19 protein-coding genes and 1 pseudogene are annotated in these 19780 nt (G+C 63.5%); 9 read left to right on the top strand and 11 right to left on the bottom strand.

What is annotated here, in order from left to right; translation table 11 throughout:
- Positions 1 to 138: 138 nt before the first annotated feature.
- Complete coding sequence (locus MFF13_RS09350; protein ID WP_147831850.1) at positions 139 to 378, top strand: hypothetical protein; 240 nt, start codon at positions 139 to 141, stop codon at positions 376 to 378.
- 45 nt (positions 379 to 423) lie between these two features.
- Here MFF13_RS09350 and sorB read toward each other — a convergent pair whose 3' ends face one another.
- The 4 genes from sorB to MFF13_RS09330 all read right to left on the bottom strand — a co-directional run bounded on the left by sorB (position 424) and on the right by MFF13_RS09330 (position 4197).
- A complete protein-coding gene (gene sorB, locus MFF13_RS09345; RefSeq protein WP_147831848.1) occupies positions 424 to 732 on the bottom strand; it encodes a SorB family sulfite dehydrogenase c-type cytochrome subunit in 309 nt (102 codons plus the stop codon).
- A gap of 11 nt (positions 733 to 743) precedes the next feature.
- Entirely contained in the window at positions 744 to 1925 is a 1182-nt protein-coding gene (gene sorA / locus MFF13_RS09340; RefSeq protein ID WP_147831846.1) for a SorA family sulfite dehydrogenase catalytic subunit, read from the bottom strand.
- A gap of 41 nt (positions 1926 to 1966) precedes the next feature.
- A complete protein-coding gene (locus tag MFF13_RS09335; protein ID WP_147831844.1) occupies positions 1967 to 2824 on the bottom strand; it encodes an amidohydrolase family protein in 858 nt (285 codons plus the stop codon).
- Positions 2825 to 2889: 65 nt separating this feature from the next.
- The gene (locus MFF13_RS09330) at positions 2890 to 4197 is read right to left on the bottom strand and encodes an MFS transporter (protein ID WP_238272051.1); all 1308 of its coding nucleotides are present in this window, start codon (positions 4195 to 4197) and stop codon (positions 2890 to 2892) included.
- 329 nt (positions 4198 to 4526) lie between these two features.
- On the opposite strand from MFF13_RS09330, the pseudogene MFF13_RS09325 reads away from it, so the two are divergent.
- Together MFF13_RS09325 and MFF13_RS09320 are read left to right on the top strand one after the other, a co-directional pair.
- A pseudogene (locus tag MFF13_RS09325) lies at positions 4527 to 4706 on the top strand (helix-turn-helix domain-containing protein); the annotation flags it as partial.
- Between the two features lie 18 nt (positions 4707 to 4724).
- Entirely contained in the window at positions 4725 to 5414 is a 690-nt protein-coding gene (locus tag MFF13_RS09320; protein ID WP_238272060.1) for a LysR substrate-binding domain-containing protein, read from the top strand.
- A gap of 367 nt (positions 5415 to 5781) precedes the next feature.
- On the opposite strand, the gene MFF13_RS09315 is transcribed toward MFF13_RS09320, so the two are convergent.
- Positions 5782 to 6291 carry a papain-like cysteine protease family protein gene (locus MFF13_RS09315; RefSeq protein WP_238272050.1) on the bottom strand — a complete coding sequence of 170 codons (510 nt, stop codon included), beginning with the start codon at positions 6289 to 6291 and terminating at the stop codon, positions 5782 to 5784.
- A 534-nt stretch (positions 6292 to 6825) separates the two neighbouring features.
- Here MFF13_RS09315 and MFF13_RS09310 point away from each other — a divergent pair.
- The 4 genes from MFF13_RS09310 (at position 6826) to MFF13_RS09295 (ending at position 10388) form a co-directional block, all read left to right on the top strand.
- A complete protein-coding gene (locus MFF13_RS09310) occupies positions 6826 to 8382 on the top strand; it encodes a caspase family protein (protein ID WP_238272049.1) in 1557 nt (518 codons plus the stop codon).
- The gene (locus MFF13_RS09305) at positions 8382 to 9176 is read left to right on the top strand and encodes a C1 family peptidase (protein WP_238272048.1); all 795 of its coding nucleotides are present in this window, start codon (positions 8382 to 8384) and stop codon (positions 9174 to 9176) included. Before MFF13_RS09310 ends, MFF13_RS09305 begins: the two co-directional genes overlap by 1 nt.
- 351 nt (positions 9177 to 9527) lie before the next feature.
- Positions 9528 to 9911 (top strand): VOC family protein, encoded by a 384-nt coding sequence (locus tag MFF13_RS09300; RefSeq protein ID WP_238272047.1) that lies wholly within the window; start codon positions 9528 to 9530, stop codon positions 9909 to 9911.
- Between the two features lie 90 nt (positions 9912 to 10001).
- Positions 10002 to 10388 (top strand): hypothetical protein, encoded by a 387-nt coding sequence (locus tag MFF13_RS09295; RefSeq protein ID WP_238272046.1) that lies wholly within the window; start codon positions 10002 to 10004, stop codon positions 10386 to 10388.
- Here the strand turns inward: MFF13_RS09295 and MFF13_RS09290 are convergent.
- From MFF13_RS09290 to MFF13_RS09275, 4 genes are read right to left on the bottom strand one after another with little or no spacing between them, the layout of a single operon-like run.
- Complete coding sequence (locus tag MFF13_RS09290) at positions 10385 to 14077, bottom strand: hypothetical protein (RefSeq protein WP_238272045.1); 3693 nt, start codon at positions 14075 to 14077, stop codon at positions 10385 to 10387. The genes MFF13_RS09295 and MFF13_RS09290 overlap by 4 nt on opposite strands.
- A complete protein-coding gene (locus tag MFF13_RS09285; protein ID WP_238272044.1) occupies positions 14074 to 16320 on the bottom strand; it encodes a hypothetical protein in 2247 nt (748 codons plus the stop codon). The genes MFF13_RS09290 and MFF13_RS09285 overlap by 4 nt, the downstream gene beginning before the upstream one ends.
- Positions 16321 to 16327: 7 nt before the next feature.
- Positions 16328 to 17221 carry a hypothetical protein gene (locus MFF13_RS09280; RefSeq protein WP_238272043.1) on the bottom strand — a complete coding sequence of 298 codons (894 nt, stop codon included), beginning with the start codon at positions 17219 to 17221 and terminating at the stop codon, positions 16328 to 16330.
- Complete coding sequence (locus tag MFF13_RS09275) at positions 17221 to 17868, bottom strand: GNAT family N-acetyltransferase (RefSeq protein WP_238272042.1); 648 nt, start codon at positions 17866 to 17868, stop codon at positions 17221 to 17223. Before MFF13_RS09275 ends, MFF13_RS09280 begins: the two co-directional genes overlap by 1 nt.
- A gap of 77 nt (positions 17869 to 17945) precedes the next feature.
- Here MFF13_RS09275 and MFF13_RS09270 point away from each other — a divergent pair, with 77 nt between their 5' ends.
- The gene (locus MFF13_RS09270; RefSeq protein WP_238272041.1) at positions 17946 to 18302 is read left to right on the top strand and encodes a hypothetical protein; all 357 of its coding nucleotides are present in this window, start codon (positions 17946 to 17948) and stop codon (positions 18300 to 18302) included.
- A gap of 14 nt (positions 18303 to 18316) precedes the next feature.
- Here the strand turns inward: MFF13_RS09270 and MFF13_RS09265 are convergent, their stop codons facing one another.
- Together MFF13_RS09265 and MFF13_RS09260 are read right to left on the bottom strand one after the other, a co-directional pair.
- On the bottom strand, positions 18317 to 18532 hold the full coding sequence (locus MFF13_RS09265) for a hypothetical protein (RefSeq protein ID WP_238272040.1): 216 nt from the start codon (positions 18530 to 18532) through the stop codon (positions 18317 to 18319).
- 160 nt (positions 18533 to 18692) lie between these two features.
- Complete coding sequence (locus tag MFF13_RS09260; protein WP_238272039.1) at positions 18693 to 19262, bottom strand: TraY domain-containing protein; 570 nt, start codon at positions 19260 to 19262, stop codon at positions 18693 to 18695.
- Between the two features lie 163 nt (positions 19263 to 19425).
- Here MFF13_RS09260 and MFF13_RS09255 point away from each other — a divergent pair, with 163 nt between their 5' ends.
- Positions 19426 to 19662 (top strand): hypothetical protein, encoded by a 237-nt coding sequence (locus tag MFF13_RS09255; protein WP_238272038.1) that lies wholly within the window; start codon positions 19426 to 19428, stop codon positions 19660 to 19662.
- Positions 19663 to 19780: the final 118 nt, after the last annotated feature.

Genomic DNA, 19780 nt, shown 5'->3' with positions numbered 1-19780 from the left:
CACGGGGCGAAGTCTCGGCGCCATGGGAAGAAACCTTGCGCCATGACGGGCACCGATAGAAGGACGCTCTCCGCATGGGCGAAACTTCGGAAGACGCGTCCGTTGAACGGTGCGTCTTGAAGCGCGATTTTACCACTCATGCGTACGCTCTCCGACCCGCGGCTCGCCGTTACGTTCGAACCCTTTGGCGAACCCGTCGCTGACAGCGTCGCCCGCGCCTGCATGAGCGATGCCGGGGATCGGGCCGCCCGCCGGATTGGCGGCGCGGTGTTCTGGGGGCTAGCCCTGCTCATCGTCGCCGGCCGGATCTTTGTCTACGACGTGCCGTTGGTCTCGCAGGTCGCAAGTTACGCGACGCAGCTCGTGGCGATGCGATAGGCCGCGGTTCGCAGCAGCGGACACAGACCGGTCGCGCGGGCGCGCTCAATAGGTGGCGGCGAGGTAGGCGGCAATGGCCTTGCCATCGGCCTCGTCTATTGGTGCATGATAGACCTTGATCATCTTGGTTACTTCGGACTCCCAGAACGCCTTGCCCTTCCCCGGCGGCTGCATCGCGATGTAGTCGACGGAGTGGCACGTTTGGCAGGCGGCCTGCGCAGCTTCGAGGCCGGCCGTATGTCCCTCGGCTGGCTTGAGCTGCGCTGTCGGCTCGGGCAGCGTGTAGGTCTTCGGGGCCGCAAGGGCTCCCCCGGCCGTGAGGATCAGGGTGGTCGCGTAGATGAAACGCATCATGTCCGCCTCCCTCAAGCTGCCTGGATGCGAGTGGTCTCGACGACGTTGCGCATGTAGCCGGCTGGGTTCCAGCGCGGCTCCATGGGCTGGCTGGTGCCGTCGTTACCCGTAGCCTTGACCTTGATGGCATGCGCCCCGGCGGAGAGGTCCACAGCGAGCGTCCACGGCCGAAACGAATAGCGCCCGAGATCTTGCCCGAGCTTGGCCGGCATCCAGGTCTTGCCGTCGTCGGTAGAGACGTCCACGCCCTTGATGCCGGAGCCGCCGTCGAAGGCGATGCCGCGCAGGTCGGACTTGCCGGCCTTCACATTGGCGCCGTCAGTGAGATTGGTCACGAAGGAGCGGACATTGAAGCGTCCGATCGGGACCGTGCTTGTCGGCGCCCTGCCGGGCTCGGTGCAGGCGCACGGATTGTCCGGGATGCGATAGGCGGACTTCATCCAGAACCCCTCGAACGGCTTGTCGAGGACGGTGATCGCGTTGAGGTGCTTGACCCAATAGGTGCCGTAGAAGCCCGGCACAACGAGGCGAAGCGGATATCCGTTGAGCCAGGGCAGGTCCTCGCCGTTCATGGCGAACGCCAGCATCACCTCGCCATCGTTGGCGTGGTCGATCGGTAGCGCCTTGGCGAAATCCGGAGTCTCCGGCAGGATCGGTCCGTCGAGTCCTTCGAACGAGACCTGCACCGCTCCGGCCTTGACCCCGGCCTTGTCCAGCACGGCTTTGAGCGAGACACCTTTCCAGTGGGCGTTCCCCATGGCGCCGTTGGCGAGCTGTCCACCGGCCATGCGTGGCTCGAAGAACCCGCGTGAGTTACCCGAGCACTGGTTCACCGCGACCACTTCGGCCTGTGGCATCGCCTTGAGTTCGGCCAGCGAGAGTGACAGCGGCTTGTCGACGTGACCCTTGATCGTGACGCGGAAGGTCTCGGGATCGATCTCGGTCGGAATATCGGCGAGATGGTAACGCACGAAGAACGCATCATTCTTGGTGATCACGCCTTCGTCGAACACGGAAAACGGCGTTTCGAGCTGCGGCGGGCGGGCGGTCATCTGTAAGAGCGGGCGCTTGCCGGGATAGGCCACGAGCTTGCGGTCGCCGTTGCCGAAGGGGAGATCCGCTTCGCTCGCAAACGCAGGGCGTCCAGCGAGCGCCAGAGCGCCCGCACCCAGCAGGATATCGCGTCTCAGCATGTCTTTCGCAGCCTCCCGATATTTTATGTGTACCGACAGCCTTAGGCGGAAAGGCCAAGATTGAGCAGCCGATCGGCGTTACGCCACAATGCGGCGTCGAGCGCCGCGTCCGACAGCCCGAGAGCGCGGAAATCCTCGACGCCCTGACGCATCGGCCTGAAGGGGAAGGAGGAGCCGAACAAGAACTGATCCTTCATGAAGCCGTTGGCCGCCTCCACATAGAGCTTTCCGCCAACCGCGAAGGTGTACATGTCGGGCGAGACGAAGACGTTCTCGTTCCGGAATGCAACGGTGACCATCTCGGCGACGTTCGGGTAGAAGCCATGGCAACAGACCAATGGGAGCTTCGGAAACGTCTTGGCCACGCGATCGACCGCCAGCGGATCGTTGAGACGCAGGTCTGGTGTGGTCGGACCCGACATTACGAAGGCCGGCACGCGCAGGTCTTGAGCTAGCTCGTAGAGCGGCATCAAACGATCGTCGTCGGCCCGCATCCCCTCCGCGTAGAAGCCGGCATCGATGTTGATGGCCTTGAAGCCGAGCTCCGTCACGGCGCGCTTGGCCTCCGCCACCGCTGCGTCTCGGCCAAGTTCGATCGGATCGATGGAGGCGATACCGATGAGTCGCCGGGGCTCATGCCGGGCGACCTCGGCGAGAGCATCGTTGGGGATCCGGACGCCTGGTACCGACCGGGCCACCATGATTGCGACGTCGATACCGGCGTCGTCCATCTCGGAGCGAAACCCCTCGACGGTCATGCCGCGGGTGAAGTGATCGATCTCCTGCGTGCCGACGCGCTTGTTGAGCCAACGCACGACGCCGTAGGACGGTGTATCTGGCTCGGCGCCGAAGAAGGCGTGCAGGAAGGTGGGGCGGCTGCGCATATCGACGACAGGCATTTTCTGAACTTTCTAGCAGGTGCTAAAGGGACCGGCGCGCCAGGCCGCGCGCCGGCGAATTCGCTTTAGTGTGAGACAGCTTCGAGCACCTTGCCGCGGGTCTCAACGCCTAGCGTCAAGACGAGGATCGCGGCGATCACAAAACCGCCCGCGCCGACCTGGAAGGCGGTGGCTGGGCCGTAGTCCCGTACCAGAACCGGGACGATCATCGGCCCTAGGATCGCACCGATCCGCCCGAAGGCCGAGGCAAAGCCGGCCCCCGTCGCCCGTGCCCGGGTCGGGTATAGCTCCGGGGTGTAGGCGTAGAGGCAGCTCCACATGCCGAACATGAAGAACTGCATCACGAAGCCCGAGACAAACAGCCAGGTCTGGTCGACGGCGTTGCCGTAGACGTAGGCCGCCACGGCCGCGCAGATTAGGAACCCCGCCGTCGTAGCCTTACGTCCGACCTTCTCCAGCATCAGTGCCGCGGTGAAGAAGCCGGGGATGCCGCCGACGGTGATCAGCGTCACGAACCCGACAGAGCCAACGATGGAGAAGCCGCGCTCCTTCAGCAGCACCGCGATCCAGGAATTGAGGCCGAAGAAGCCGATCAGCGCGAAGAACCACATCCCAAAGGCCATCACGGTGCGCATCCGATACTCTGGCGAGAATAGTGTCTTGACTGGGTTCTGGTGCGGTACCGGAACAGAGGCCACGGCAGTGACGGAAGGAGCCACGGGAGGTAGCGGCCGGCCAGTGGCGCGCTCGACTTCGTGCTCCATCATGGACATCACTGCATCCGCCTCGGCGTGGCGACCGTTATCGGCGAGCCAGCGCGGCGACTCCGGCATAGAGCGTCGTACCAAGAGCACGACCATCGAAAGTAAACCGACGATTGCAAAGGCCCAGCGCCAGCCGAGATAGGGCAGCACGAAGAAGCTGATCGCTCCCGAAAGGACGTAGCCGATCGCCCAGAACCCCTCCATGAAGGCGATGTACTTGCCGCGTACGTTCGCGGGTACGATCTCCGAGACCATCGCCTGCGCCACCGGGGCCTCGCCGCCGACCCCGACCCCGATCAGGAAGCGGCAGACCATCAGAGCGGGCAGGCTCCACGCAGCGGCGGCTGCGAGACTGGCAAAGCCCCAGATGACCATCGTCACCTGGAACACCGTTTTGCGTCCGAAGCGGTCCGAGGCCATTCCAGCGATCACATTGCCTACGAGCTGGCCGGCGAAGGTCATTGCCGCGAGCTGTCCCGCCTCGGTCGGCGTCAATCCGAAGGCGACGACAATGGAGCCAAGGAGGAAGGTCAGGAGAGCAACGTCGACCTGATCAACGAGCCACGCAGAGGCAATGATCGCGAATATCTTGCGCTGGTAGGCCGACATCGGCAGCCTCTCCAGGCGTCCGGCAATGTCAGTCGTGACTGCAGCAACCGCCCTATCAGAAGCGGTAAGTTCGACTCTTAGTCCGATAGGTGGATCGGTGGCGAGTTGCATGGCGTGTCTCCCAGACGGTACCTGATCGATGCCCCGGGGCGTGCGCCGCAAGCGCCATCCGGACCGTCATGAGCCTCGGAACTCTCTCCTTCCCTCGTCCGATCAACGGGGGAGGCGGCATCATTTTTCTATCCGAGGCCCATATCGCGCCATAACTCTCCTCTTTTTGATATGATTCATGCAAATATAATTCAATTTTAGGGCTATAAACTGAGGTTATGGCACTCAATCTCCACCTTCTGCGGCTGTTCGCGACCGTGGCTCAGACCGGGAGTTTCTCCCGAGCCGCTGACGAGTTACGCATCAGTCAGCCCGCAATCTCGAAGGGGGTACGCGACTTTGAACTTCAGGTAGGGTGTAGATTGCTCGATCGAGGCGCACGAGGTGTCCGTCCGACTCGCGAGGGCGAAGCTCTCATGCAGCATGCTAAAGTTCTCTTCGCCATAGAGCGGAATGCTGAAGAAGAATTGCATGCAATGCGAGCCCTCGGCGGCGGTACATTACGGATCGGAGCGAGCACAACGATCGCAACTTATATAATACCGCCCTATCTTGGTATATTTCATCGTGCGTATTCCGGTATTAAGCTCAGTATTATAAGCGCGAACACACGGTCAATAACCCAATTGCTGATTTCCCATGAAATCGATGTGGCCTTGGTTGAAGGTCCCGTCCAAGAAATTGGCATTGTGAGCGAATATTGGCGTAAAGATGAGATGGTGCTTATAGCTTCGCCGGAGCATAGTTTTGCAAACACGACAGAACCAATTGATCCGCATCGTATGACGGACGAAATATTTATTGTAAGAGAACCGGGCTCCGGATCTCGCGAGGTGGTCGCGGATGCCTTGAACGCAAAGCAGGTCTACCCAGTTCGACAGCTTGAAGTCGGTAGTACGGAGGTGACTAAACAGCTCGTTGCAGGCGGCCTTGGCATTGCGATGATTTCAGTTGCTACGATACGCGACCAGATCAGCCTAGGCACGCTAGTTGTAGTTCCTGTTAAAGGCCTACATGTCGAACGCGTCTTATGGCGCTTAAGCGTCGCAGGCCGTTTAGCTAATCCGGCGACAATCGCGTTTAACAAGCTGATTCAAGTTGGATAAATAATTTTCAGCTACAGGAAATAAATTTGGTAGTAAAATCAAATACCAATATAGATTGTAATATAAGCAAGTCACTAGCTGTCAAGCACATGCCTTTCGTATGTCTAAAAAACGACGGTTTTTCGGCCATCCGACTGTGCCGGGTTTAATGTCAGAAATTTGAAAGGACGGGCGATACTGCTGGGCCGATGCGCCCGTCACTTTCCCGGATCTTGCTTTTCGGTATTCATGGCCGCTACCATACAATGGCCTTCCAGTTCGATTAGTCCAAAATACCGGTTAGGGTATCAGCTATATCTATATATGGAATAAGGATGGAAAATGGCAGAGCATACTCAGTTACAGATATTAATAAAAATATATTAATCTAAAGACTGAATAATTCACCTTCTACTCTATGTCTCCATCCAACAAACATTGGAAAATGAGAAAAAAGTTCTGCTTTTGACCTAACAATGTTTCTGATATCCGGATCGGGATCGCTACAGCCGTATGAGTCACCATTGTACGCTGAAATTATATTCACATGCCCACTTCCGTTCGCTCTTCGGTAAGCAACATAAATATAACCTTTGGTCACAAGGAGATTTTTCACGTTAGGAAGTTGATTTGCTTTTTCAATAAGTTTGTAATCCATAGAAATTGTTAAAGAAGATACGGCCTTATCGACCATATCACCAATAGCTGTCGTGTCGATACCTCGCCCAGGTGTAAATGAAAAATCCCCAACGCAACCGTTGAGTTGATCTTGACTTGGACTAACTCCAATTTCAGCTCTTAGCCACATCTGTAAGCACGCTGACCAGCAATTATCAGGCCTTTGCTGGAACTCATAGGGAGGTCTAGCTCTACTAAAAGCGTTTTTCTTGCCGGACATCTTAGTATCCCTAATAAATTAGATAAATATCGCGCCAATCAAGTCATAGAATTATTAACTTAATTTCTGAGTGAATTCAATCAATATTCTCTAATGCATCCTACCTCACGGGTTGTGATAGATCCCTGGCGGGATGCGCCGGTCATTCGCATAAATTCCCATTCTGAATCCAAAAAAGCGACCAATTCCCACCCAATACAGTCAATAATCCTATAAATCAACATATCAGCAATTCAACCGTTTTGCCGACACCCAAGGCTGCTTGCGGCAAAGTCCCAGAAGGGTGGCAAGCGGACCTGAACCTTTTACCCCGGAGCAGACGTTGCGCCGTCGATCCACCTTGCCGCTGTTGCTCATCCAAGCTGACCTCGAAACAGCGAACGGGACCATGTTTCACCGTGTGTACCGCCGCTAGGTCGACATCGCGTCGACGATCTCGAACCATTCCGTCGCGGCGTGATATGAGCTCAGCCCTGAGAAGTGTGTCTTCGGCGGTCCAACTCTGTCATGCGTGTTTTGCTCATCGCGAGCCTAATGCTGTTCGGTTTCGTCCAGGCTGTCCTCGCCGGCGCCGAACGGGTCGCGCTCGTTGTCGGAGTGGCGAGCTATCAGCACGCGGCGCCGCTCGCGAACACGCGCAACGATGCGAATGACGTGGGCGCGGCGCTTCAGCGGCTCGGCTTCACGGTTCAGACGGTTCTCGATCCGGATCGGTCTGCATTCGAGAGAGCGATTAGGCAATTCGGTGAGGCGGCCCGAGGCGCAGAAGCGGCAGTGTTTTTCTATGCCGGCCATGCCCTAGAGGTAGGTGGGCATAATTGGCTGCTGCCGACCAGCGTTGAACTTAAGGCCCCGCGCGATCTGAGGTTCGAGGCGTTGGATGTCGAGAGCTTGCTGGAGCAAACTGAGGGCATGGCCCGGGTCACGCTGCTGTTCCTTGATGCCTGCCGCGACAATCCTTTCCAGAAGCGCTTGGTCACCGGCTCGCGCGACATCCCTCGCGGTGGCCTCAGCCAAGTCTCGGCAGGGACCGGAACCTTAGTGGCCTTCGCCACTGCGCCTGGTACGGTGGCGCGGGATGGCGCAGGCCGCAATAGCCCGTTCACGACCGCGCTACTCCATCACATCGAGACGCCTGGTCTGGAGGTCCGGCAGCTGCTTGGACTGGTCCGCCGCGACGTCCGCGAGGCGTCGAACGGCACACAGCTACCATGGGAAAACACTGCGCTCGAAGGCGAATTCTACTTCAAGCCCCCGAAGCCGCCACCGACTCGCGTCGCCGAGCAAACCCTGCGCGATGGGACGGTGGAGGCCGAGCTTCTGTTCTGGCGGAGCATCCAAAACAGCAAGGACCCACTCGACTTCCAGGCCTATCTGGCTCGTTTCCCGAACGGGGTCTTCGCCGATCTCGCACGACGCCGCGCCGTGACTGCTGCCCCCGCCTCACCACCAGTCTTGCCACCCGCGGCGGTGACCACCCAGCCAGCCGCGCGATCAGCGAGCTTCGAGGGCCGCCTCGTCGAGGCGCTCGATCGAACCGGCGATCTGACGAAGGCGCCATGGCTTCGTGACGAGCATCGCAGGACTGTCGAGCGATACCTGACCCTGAAGTCGCCGAAGGCCATCGCTGTCGAGCCAAAATCAGGCCGCCCGTTCTGGTGGAACTCAGTCAGCTCGATCGCGGTCGCGGAGCAGCTTGCGCTTGAAGGCTGCCAGCAAAGCTACGTGAGTCCCTGCACCCTTGTCGCCTCGGACGAGGCGTTGCTGGCGTCCGACCCGCGCCAAGCGTCTTTGCGGCCTATGGAGCGGCTGTCCTACGCAGGGCGCTTTCAGGCCGATCGGGTCCCGCTCTTCGATCCCAATGGCGCGCACGACGTCGTGCAGAGATATGGTGGTATGAGCGAGCCCAAGGCGATGGCAGTCCGGCCTAACGGCGCCATCTTCACTGCGCGTAACGGCGCTAGCGTCGCGGAGGCTGAGGCAGCGGCCCTCACTGCTTGCAACGCCAAGACCTCGCCGTTTCCCTGTTTCCTCTACGCGGTGAACAACCAGGTCGTCCTGCCGCAGCGCCGCACAGAGCCAACACGGTGATGTCGCGCTGGATCGTCGGGCTGGTCGTCCCCATGGCGCTGTGGCTGCTTCCACCACACGCCGGACACGCACAAGGCTGGGACCCCGATAATGAAACATCAAGCGTGAAACTCATTCGGGAGGCTCCAGGTCGGGGCGTGCTGCCGCCGCGTTTCGACCTGTCCCCGAGAATGCCGCCTCCACGATCGCAGGGCCCCAGCAATACCTGTGTCTCCTGGGCCGTCACCTATGCGGCCGCATCTCAGCTCCGTCGACGCCTCAAAAACCCGCGCCAGCAGGACCTGACGTTCAGCCCGAGCTTCAGCTATAACTTGGTCTCCAATGAAGCTCACTGCATGGGGTTGTCATCGATAAGCGACACGTTGAACCTACTGCGAGACGTCGGCGCTTTACCGATCGAACAATATGCGTTCGATCCCGGATGGTGTGGTCGCAAACCCACAGCCGATGAACTCGCTAAGGCTGCTCGATATCGTATCAAGAGCTGGGCTGCCGTCGATGCGGCCAATCTCGATGTCGTGAAATCCTTGATCGCCAATGACACACCCGTAATCTACGGCATGTCCGTTGGATCGCGGTTCGCGCATCAACGCACGAGTGACACCTTCAATGTGGTCGAGAATGGACCAGACACGCTGGGCCACGTAATGGTCGTGATCGGCTACGACGACGAGCGACAGGCATTCCGGGTTCAAAATTCTGCCGGTACGATATGGGGTGACAGCGGTCGCTTTTGGCTATCGTACCAAATTTGGACGCGGCAGGTCCGCCACGCCTACATCATTGAGGACTGACCTGTTTTTTCAGCCGTTCGCCGTTGTTCCAGAGAGTAGCCTGTAAGCAGTCGTTCCCAAAGCCTCCTTTCGGTCGACAGTAACCTGAACGATTTGTCGGGTATCCGACCGTTTTTTGGGCGTCTCGACAGGCCCTCGGATTTTGTGGCCCGGAACGGCTTAATCCTGTCGGGAAAACGTGTCGGTAAATCTATGGTCCGAAAATGGGTATTTCGGTTCCCGACAGTCGGAGCCGGCGATGGGTCTTCGAGTTCAGCCCTCCAGAGCACCCTCACGGGCGGAGGCGGACAGCCTGTACGTTCGGGGTCGGACGCGGTAGCCGAAGCCGCTCACAGGAACGGAGAAGGCTCAGTGTTCAGCCATATCACGATCGGCAGCAACGACATGGCCCGGACGAAGGCGTTCTACGACGCCTTGTTCGCCGCGACGGGTGGGCCTTCCGGCATCACGGATGCGAATGGCCGGCTGATTTATGATCACCGAGGTGGTCGCCTCCTCATCACCAGGCCTGTTGACGGTAAGGCTGCAACCGGAGCGAACGGTGGCACCATCGGCTTCACCATGGAAAGCGCGAAGGAGGCCAAGGCTTGGCATGAGGCCGGCGTCGCGAACGGCGGCACCTCGGTCGAAGATCCGCCGGGTGAGCGCACGGGCTCCGCTGGAAAGATGTATCTCGCATACCTGCGCGACCCGGACGGTAACAAGCTCTGCGCCCTTCATCGCATCGAGAGCTGAACCACCGACCCTTCTTCGCCGCGTGGCACGAGCGCGGCGAAGAGGACCCGGACGCACCTCGACACTCGCGCTCGGGCTAGCCATCTTGCCGTGATGCCTCCCGCCTTCACGCTCGGCCACATCCTCGGCCCCGTCGCCGTCGCGACCGTGTTGAACGTGCTCGCGTTCGCAATGCTGTGGCAGGACAACCGAACCGAGATGCAGACCGGCAAGACGCCGGTGCGGTTCTGGGTTGTGTTGCTAGGCTACGGCGTGCCGTTGCTGATTTTCGCCCTGTCGATGGGAGGGCGCCCGATCACGACCACGATGCAGCTATTTGGTGCCGCCATGGGCGGCGAGGCTATGGGCGCGGGCCTCGTTTATGGCCTGTTGAACGCCTTCGTATGGTCTCGGGGGCAGCCGATGCGCGACCGGCTCGCCCCGATGATTGGTTGCTCGGCGTTCTTCGCCGGCATGGCGTGGACGCTGTTCGGCTAGCGCCCCGACGGAACTCCATCCGCCGTAAGCAGTCCCGCAGCTCGGCCGGCGCCCTGCCCGAGGCGCTGGAAATGCTCCGGTGTGTCCGGCACGACCTGAGGCGCACCGCCCCCGAACGACCGCGACGCGCCGAAGGCCCCAGGACCGCCGATCACGATGCGTTGCCCCGCCTTCGCCGTGAACGGCGCCGCGGCTGCCGTTGGAAGACCGGACTTGAACGCGATGGCGCCAAGGAGACCGTTCAAGAGGTTGGCCGCTAGGGTCCGCCCCTGCCCCGCCGTCGGCGAGCCGATGCCGCTCGGCAGCACCGTGGAGCGCAGCGCGGCGGCGTACCGCGTGAGCCGGGCCAGCTCCTCGCCCCCGAACATCTCGCGGGCCAGCCCCGCCCCCTTGCCGCTCACGAAGTCGGCCACGCGGTCGGCCTCCTGTGTCGCCGTCAGGGTCCGGCCGCTCGGCTGGGTAAGGTTCTGGATCGCGGCTTGCCGCAGGCCGGACCATTCCTCGCTGCCCTCGCCGAGGAAGCCTTTCAGCCCCCGCGCGAAGTTGGCAGAGCCGACCCGAGACCCCGGCACGCCCGAGCCGAACAGACCCGTCGCAACCGCGTTTGGATCGAAGCCCGAGCGAGAAAGGTCGGAGATCCAGGAGGGCAACGCCTGGTGCGCCTGCTCGGCCTGGTGCAGCGCCGCCCGGAACGCCCCGAGGCCGCGCCGCTGTTCCTGCGTAAGGATGGCGTTCGCCGCCCCTCGCCCGTTGCCCCGTAGCAGCGTGTCGAGGCGCCTGCCGACATCGCCGGCCCCGTTGCCGTCGATCGCGCGGGCAATGAGCCCTTGCCGCACGGCATCGAGGACCGGGCTGTCATCCCCCAGCGCTTCCCGTAGGCGGGTCGCGAACCGTACCGACAAGCCGGTCTCACCGGGCCGGGTCATCGACCCGAACAGGGCCGTCGCAACCTCCGTTGGCGTCGCGTCTTGCTCCACGATCTTGCGCATCAGCCGGCCGGCATCGTCACCGGGTCCGCGCGGGCTGAAAGCCTGCTTGTGCTCGCGAAACAGGCCCCGAGCCTCACGCAACGCCGTGGCGGGCGCCGTGTCGCCGATCGGCAGCGCGTCCGAGGTCGCAACGCTGGTGCCCTGTCCAATCTCGGGGAAGGGCGCATCATCGAAGGCACGGGCGGGAGGTGCGCCAGGCTGAGGCGCCTCGCCGTGCCGGGCGACCGCCTGTTCGTAGGCCGTCACAGGGTCGTCGGTATGGCCCAGGACCATGCGCTCGGCCGCATCCCGCAACGTAGCGCGGTCGAGGTCGCGCGGCGCGAGCCCCATACCCTCGAAATCGATTTCCATTCGCCGCGCCTGGCGATCCACTGCGGCCGCGTGCTCGGCGTTGTCGTCGGCGATGCGGGCCGCCTCACGGTTCGGAGCCGCAGCACGCCCCTCGTCGGCGTATCGATAGGTCGGCCGCCCCTGGCGCTCGGCCCGGAGCGCTTCCATCACCTCGCCGCGGATGTCGCGGGCGATGGCGCCGTTCGCATCGTCGGGTCGGATGAAACCCGCGACCACGAGCTTGTCGCGCATGGCGTCGATCGGCGTTCCGCCCTCGCGCGCGAGCGGTTGCAGGCCACCGACCCGCCACTTGTGCAGATCGTTGGCGCGGGCGTCGCCCGATAGCTCCATCCCGCCATTTCGGGCGATGAACTGGCCCATCGTCTCGGGATTACCGCGAGGCGCCGCCGGAGATGGCAGGGCGCCCGCAGACGGCCCGTTGAGGGCGGCACTGCCGGGGAAGTCATCGACGGCGCCAGCGGCCTCCCCTGTGGCTCTGGACGGCGTTCCGAACCGGCCGACCGCCAACAGATCCTCCGCCCGCTGGTCGAAGCCTTCCATGACGGCCCGGAGCGCTCGCCGATCCGTCGGGTTTTGCGCCGTGCTGCCGTAGTACGACACGAGGCGCTTTCGGACCTGTTCGAGCTGCTGAAGGGTCGCCCCTTCGCCCTCGCGCAGGCCGAGGATGCCGGGCAGGTTGTCGAGGTCCGCAAGGGCGCGGTTCGCTGCCGGGGTTAGAACCGGATCAATCGGCACTTCCGGCCCGAGCGAGCGCCGAACCGCCGTGCCGACATCATCGAGCGCACCGGGGGCGAAGTTGCCGGGGATGCGGCCGACCTCGCCATAAGCCTCGCGATAGGCTCCACGGCTGCGCTCTGCGGCGCTACGGATACCCTGTGCGGCTGTCGTGGCCGCGTCGAGGGCGTCGCCGCTGCCAAGTGGCCGAACCGCCTGCAAAGCGGCTTCGTGTGCCGCCTCTGCCCGCGCAATCTGGTCGGCGTTCGAGGCCGCAGCCTGTCGAGCCCGATCCGCGACCGCCTCCGCCGCCGAGGCCGGATTGTCTATGATCGGACCGCCACGGGCCGCCATACCCTGAAACCCGGTTCGGGCCGTATCGACCGCCGCGGACTGCCGAGCCGCGAAGTCGTTGCCGATGGTCTGAGCCCGACCGCCGCGACCGCCGGCCAGGGCGTCGGCTTCCATCGAGACCGCCCGCGGATCTTGCGTGGCCTGCCCGCGCGACAAAGGAATACCGAACTCGGCCGCGGCGCCTTCGCGTGCGACGGCCGGCGACACGCCCTTGGCGGCGAAAGCGCGTTCAAGGTGCCCCGCGAGGTCCGGGGGGAGTTGCTTCGGGTCGAGACCGATTTGCCGTAGGGCGGCCTCGGCCGCAGGCGTGAACCCGCCGGCCGCCTTGGCGATCGGGAAGCCCATGCGCTCGCGGATCGGGGCGAGCGCCCGCATCGCCGCGTTGAGGACAGGCGGCCCCAGCTTCTCGATAGCCGGAGAGAGAGCGCCGCCGGCACCAAAACCAACGAGCCCAGCAACACCGGCCTTAGCCAGGTCGCGGCTGTCGATAGCTTCACCCGCGAGCCCATAGGCGCCGCCATTAACTGCCGCCTGGACGGCTCGCCCACCGATGCCAGCCGCCCGCGCGCCGGTCACACTCGGCAGCATCGGAGCCGTGATAAGCGATCCGCCGATCACGCCAGCGAGGGCCGATTTCGGGCTCTGCCGCCCGTGCGCGTCGAGCATGTCGTGGAACCGCTCGTAATACTCGCCGAACGAGTGATCGCCGTAGCCCGGCACGCCCAGCTTACCCGCAACGGTGGCGAGACCGGCCGCTGCGTTGCCGCCGATGTTGAGCGTGGCACCCTGCATCGCGTTCAGGGCCGCTGCTGTGAGGTCGTTGCCGCCCGACGGCTTACCGATCACCGCCTCGTCGGCCTTGGCCCGCAGGCCAGCCCCAAGCGGCGAGGACGTGTCCGCCTGGCTCGCCATCGTCGTCGGCGCGGACAGGTCGCCCATGAAGCGGTCGTTGAAATCAGCCGCCGTGATCGAGGGCGGAGCCGCTTCGGCCGGAGCGGGCGCCGGGGCCGCCTGTGCCTGCCGCGAAGCCTGTAGCTGCCGCATCAGGTCGTCGTCCGAGATGTGCGACAGGTCCACGGCCTGCGGTCCCGTCGAGCCCTCGAACGCCTGGCCCTTGCCCGAGCGAACGCGGATTGACAGTGCGCCGGGATCGGCACCCGGAACAGGCGGAGATGGCGCGGCGGATGGAGGAAGCGGGGGAGCCCCGCCCCCAGCCGAGCGCGATTGCCCCAGCATCCGCATCAGGTCGGCGTCGGAGACTTCGGACAGACCCGCGCTCATCGAATGAGCCCCCTGCGGCGTGCTTCGGCTTCAAGATCGGACGGCGCGGGCTGGCCCTGCGGCATGGCCGGCGCCCGCGGCGGGGCGGCCTGCGCAGGGACGGGAGCAGCCTGCGACTGAGGTGCGGCCTGCCGAGGCTGTCCGGCTTGAGGCTGCCCGCCCTGCGCACGCGGTGCCCCGCCAGGCGTCAGGGGATTGGCCGCGGCCCATTCCGACAGGCGTTCGTCAAAGCCCATGTCGAGACGGCCGCCGTTCGCCTTCGCGTAATCGCGGGCGAGCTGCGCAACGTCCTTTTGGCGCTGTGCCATGGAGCGAGCGAGACCGAGAAGCTGGCGGTTGCCCTCCGGCGTCTTCGCGAGATCCGGGGCGGTGCGCTGGATGAAGTCGCGGTCGCCGTTCGAGATGCCGGCCCCGAGCGAGCCGCCCAGGCCGTCGAGGATGACGCGGTTCGAGAGCGCGTCGAACACCTCGGCCGGCGCTGCCGAGCCCTTGTCCTTCACGCCGAGGCTTTCCAGCCCGCGATTGAAGGCGAGACGCGCCGGACCGCCCGTGCCCGAGTAGAAGCCTGGCGTGTTCATCGCCCGCTCCATAGTCGTGATCGTCGCCAAGGTGCTGCCCGCGGCACCGGCCCCGCGCTGGTACTCGACAAATCGCTTGCCGTAGTCGGCGCCGATTGCGGCGTCCTGCGCCCGCTCACCGGGGTTCACGTTGATGGTCTGCCCGCCAAGGCTCTGCGGCTTGCCGTCCGGTCCGATCGCGAGCGGCGTCGTCTCGTTGACGCCGTAGGACTTGCGCTCGGCTGGGGTCGCCGGGCGGTAGCCCTGCGGAAGGTCGGCCGGTGTCACGTCGCGGGCCTGCCCGCTGTCCGGGTCCGTCAGCAGAAGCCGGCCGTTCATCTGGACGAACGAAGGCGTCGCCGACTTCTCCGGCGCGGCGTAGACCTCGCGACCGTCATTCGGATTGACCAGGCGGGCACCCGGCGCGACCGAGACCGGCTTGTCAGGGGCGGAGTAGACTTCCCGCCCCGTGTTCGGATCGACCAGACGGCTACCCGCCGCGACGCTCTCGGGCTTGGCTGCCGCGGAATAGAGCGGCCTGCCCGTGACCTGATCCACGAGCGTGGAGCCGGGCGCCACGACGGTGGTCTGCGGCTTCGAGACCCCCGGCACCAACTCCACCGAGCCGGTGCGCTTGTTGGTCCGGTAGAACTGATCCCCCACCGCCGTGAAGGCGTAATCCTCGCCGGTCTTGAACTGGCTAGCGATGATCTGGTTCGCGATCGGCGCGGTGAATTGGTTGTCGAGCATCCGAGACAGCAGGGCCGGATCAATCTGGCGAGCTTGACCCCCCGCACCCGGCAGACCGACGGCGCGAGCCGCTGAGGCTGGGATGCCCGACGATCCCGCAACCGGCGCCTGAGCGGCGTCCTGCCCCAGAATGCGAAACTCGGCCTCCTGCGCACCCACCGCCGGCATGTCGGCCGCGTTCGGATCGGCGCTCGCCACCTGTTGCGGGGCTCGGGTGCCGCCATAACGACTGGTCCGCTCGGCATAGACCTCGCCAGCCGTCTTCGGCGAGCCGTCCTTGTTGAGGAAGATCGAGCGGTTGGCCGCGACCGCCTTCGGATCAACGAAGGCCGAGGCCGGCGCATCCGGGTTCGACATCGCGCCCGCAATGAACCGCGGCCCGCCTGCCTCGCCGAGGAAGTGCGAGACGTAGAGGTTGCCGGGCGTGATCGGGATGCCCTTGGACGTGAGGACGCGGGCGTTATCGTTCGTGAACGCCTGCATCGCCTTTTCCTGCTGCGCAGGGTCGGTGCGGCCATCTGCGGTCAACCCGAGTTCCGGGTATTTTCGAGCGAGCCCGGCCCAGGTCTGACCCGTGAACTGGTAGCGCCCCGTCGCCGTCGAGGTCGGGTTTTTGGCCGTATCGTTGCCCCCGCTCTCCGTCGCACGCGTCGTCGCGAGATAATCGCCGGCCGGGCCGGTGTTTGAGGCGAAGGAGATCGGGCGAGCCTGCGGCTGCTCGCCGAGCGCGCTCAAGGCCGGCTGCTGCGGAGCGCCATAGGGCGATCCCAGCGCGCCTAGAGTGCCAGGAGCGGCCTGTCCGCCGCCTTGCGCCTGTAGCGCAGCGCGCAGGAGTTCGGGCGCCTGTGCCCGATCGTAGCCCTGGCCAAATGACTTCCCGAGTTCCGCGAGCGGACCGGCGATGTTGACGATGGGGAGTCCGAAGCCGCCGCTCATGGTGCTCTCACTTGAAAAGGCTGCTGAAGGCCGAGAGGATGTTGCCGCCGGCCGAGCCGCCGCCCGCAGCCGCGCCCGCGGGGCTGGCGAACAGGTTGGCGACCCCGAGAGCGCCGTTCAGGATGTTGGCGCCGGCTGCGTTCTGGCTCTGGGCAAGGTTGTTGTTGTTCGACACGTAGGCGTTGGTCGCATTGCCGATCACGCCGGCCTGCGCGTTGCCGAGATTGGTCAGGTTGTTCGCCTGCTGCCCGTAGATGCCGGCCTGTCCGGTTCCGAGCCCGGTGCCGAGCGCCCCAAGCTGCGCCCCGTAATTCTGGCTCGCATTGGCTTGGGCGCCGAGGCTCTGAGACTGCCCTGCCAAAGCGGTTCCGTAGCTATTGGCCGCGTTCCCGAGGTTCGAGACGTATGTCTGATACGACTGATCCGCTAATCCAGTAGCGGTCTTCAATATATCAGCCGTCGCATTGCCGCCCGCCAGACCGCCACGAGCGGCAGCACTACGCTGAACGGCATCCAGGGCCTGATCTTGCTGGTACTGGTAGCCCGGTGCCGCGTGAAAGTCGGCCGTCGCGGCAGCCGATCCAGCAGCACCGTTCGCGCCCGTCGCGTTCAAATATCGATCGTATGCACCCTGCCCCCCTTGGGCCAAGTGGCCGTACAAATCGCCCTGCTGCCCGAGGTAGCCTTGGGTTTGACCGTATTGGTTCCCGACATCTGTCCGAGCCTGCGCATATCCGGCGCCAAGGGCCGGCAGCGCGTTGCTGGTCAGAATGTTGTTGGCGCTGGTGTAGTTGTCGCCGAGCGCGGTCGAAGCCTGGTTGAGACCGGTGGCGATCGTGCTCCGGTTATTCTTGGCGGCACGCTCGGACGCGGCCCCCGTGAAAAGATCGAGGAGGCCCATCAGTGCACCTGTTCGCTGGATCGGGGGGAAGTGTCGGCCGCAGGGATCGCGAGTGGCTGACGAGGGAGCCAGGGACAGTCCGCCCCGTTCATGGCCCAGACCTGAGCATCACCGCCGCCGACGACGCCGCCGAAGAAGCCGCGGCTCACGCCCTCGAACCGGAAGCCGGCGCGGCGGGCGAGGTCTTGCAGGTCGGACCGATGGGCCGGGATGCGGGCGACGAGGCGCCAGAGCCCGACGCCCCAAAACGCCCACCGGCAGACATCGCGGATGATCGAGCGGCAGAGCACGCCCGGCTCGCCGACAACGATTAGATCGGCCTCGCCGCAGGGGTGCGGGGCGTTGACGACGAGGACGAGGCCGCGTTGCCGGTCAGCATGGATGTAGCGGAGCCACATCGGCTGCCCGCCGAGCGGGCGCCCGGTGCCGATCTTCACCCAATTCGCAATCACGTCCTCGGTGTCGCCGAGTTCGAGACGGATCGGCCGGTTGGACGGATCGGCAACGCCCGGCAGCTCGGCGACGGCAGCAGCAACATCGGCCTGCGTTGCGTCGGAGCGACCGCCCGTCAGCTCGCCGGCCGGACGCGCAGTCCAATCAGGAACGCCCAGGATCTCGCCGAGGGTGCGGGAGTCGTCCGACATCACGCCGCCGCCCGGATATTGGCGCTCGGAATTTGCGGGCGACAGGGATGATCTGAGCGCGCTACATCGGCAATGTCAGTGTGAGCAGCAGCGACGCCAACGCCCGCATCGCCAACCTGCCGAACCATCTGTGCGAGGTTATTGCCATGACGGACGACGCCGAGAACGCCCAGTCGATGGTCATACCTCTGCGAGATCCCGACAACGTGCCGGTTCGCATCATAAACCAGACGCTCAACCTCGGCTTTGTTGGAAGCCTCTTCGAAGTCACCCTTGCGACGAGCGGGGCCGGCGTCGGCCCTGACAACCAACTGCAAGCTCAAAACATCATCGCCGCGCGACTGCGCTTCGATATCGACTTCGCACGAGCCTTCCACGCGCAGCTTGGCCAAGCGATTGAGGCCGTCACATCCCCGCCGAAAGACAAGGTGAACTGAACGACGGCCACCCATCACGCAGCCGCCCGCATCGAGGCAGCAGGGGAACCCGGCGACGGATCGCGCGGGTCGGGCGAAGGATGGGAGCGGATCGAGGCGAGGCCGACCGCGAGCGCGTTGCGCGTCGCAACAGAGACCTTCACGCCAGCGGCGCGGGCCTCGCCGTCGAGAGCGGCCCGCAGATCGCGCGGAAGGCGGAGGGTCAGGAACTCGTCGTAGGTCGAGCGCACGTTGGAACTCCCCGAAAAGCATTCGAGGAGTAATGCACATTCAGGTCTGACGTGTCACAAGTCTATCTGTCTACTCAGTTGCCTGCGTTGCTGTCGTATTCCCCGCGCTTGATTTAAGCTAAGGTGCGTCAAGCCGCCGCATGTCCAGAAGGGATGGTAATCATTCCGGCGGGGGCTGTTCCTTTCGGTCTTTCGCATTGTCCTCGTTCAAGTAAAAGAATTTCAGACGTTCCTCTTCCGACATAAAACGAAGCCCCTCGGGGGGGGCTGGTTTCGGATAGACACGATCCACCTTCGGGACGAGATTGGCGATTTCAAAAAATCGGCCCATTGCATCCTTACGAAGCTCACCCGATCGATCAGACCTAATCAAGGTCGGCAATACAGCCTCTAAAACTCTGTAAAGGCTAGATTTGCCTTCGGCCTTGCTGTGCCATGGGCCTCCAAGGTCCGTCTCTACAGCGCAGACAACGTCCCTAAGGTCGCACAACAAGCTATAAGTCTGCGGGCCGCCAAACATCTCAATTATGTTCAATTCGCTTCGGGAGGCAATTTCCGAAACGATGTCGTCGCTAATCAGCGATTGATCCAAACGGAACTCAAGTTCCTGGGACAGGGACCGGCCGGATTTCTTTGCCGCCTGCTCCAACCGCTCCCGCGTCTGAGCAGTGGTCCTCGCTTGAACGGTAATCCGCTCGGCAGCCCCTTTTGGGGTGGCGGTCTTTGGCATGGTCTTGCCTCTCTCGTCTCTCTCGTTCCCTGAGTTATCATCAGCGGTTTGGACAGGCAACATGAAACCGCGTTGCCGTCATCACCTATGTTGACATCGAGCGGCGCAGGCGCATTATGCCTCCCAGGACGCGCAGTCGCGCGGAAGCATAGGAGGTCGGCACGTGACTGATCGCGAGCCCATCGTTCGACAGACGGAAGTCGAAAAGCGCGCCCGAGAGGGAATTCAGTCGGCGGTGAAAGACATCGCAGGCGTCACGAACCGCTCGCCGGCTGCCCTCTACAAGGCGATCCACCGCAAGGAGATCAAAGCCGTCTGGGTCGGGCGCACGCCCATGATCCCGCCCGTCGAGACGCTTCGTCTCCTCGGGATCGAAGTGGCGGAGCCTGTCGCCGCCTAACCCCGCCCGTCGGCGGGCAATGGCCTGCCGGCTCTCCGAAGCCGCCCAGCGCAAAAAAACGGCCCCGACACGAGGGCTGCTCGCGCGGGGCCGAAAAGGCTAAATCTGCATGTCAGCT

The sequence above is a fragment of the Methylobacterium cerastii genome, assembly GCF_022179125.1.
Lineage (GTDB): Bacteria > Pseudomonadota > Alphaproteobacteria > Rhizobiales > Beijerinckiaceae > Methylobacterium > Methylobacterium cerastii.
Note: the sequence above shows the minus strand (reverse complement) of the source record. Positions and strands in the feature narration are given on the sequence as shown.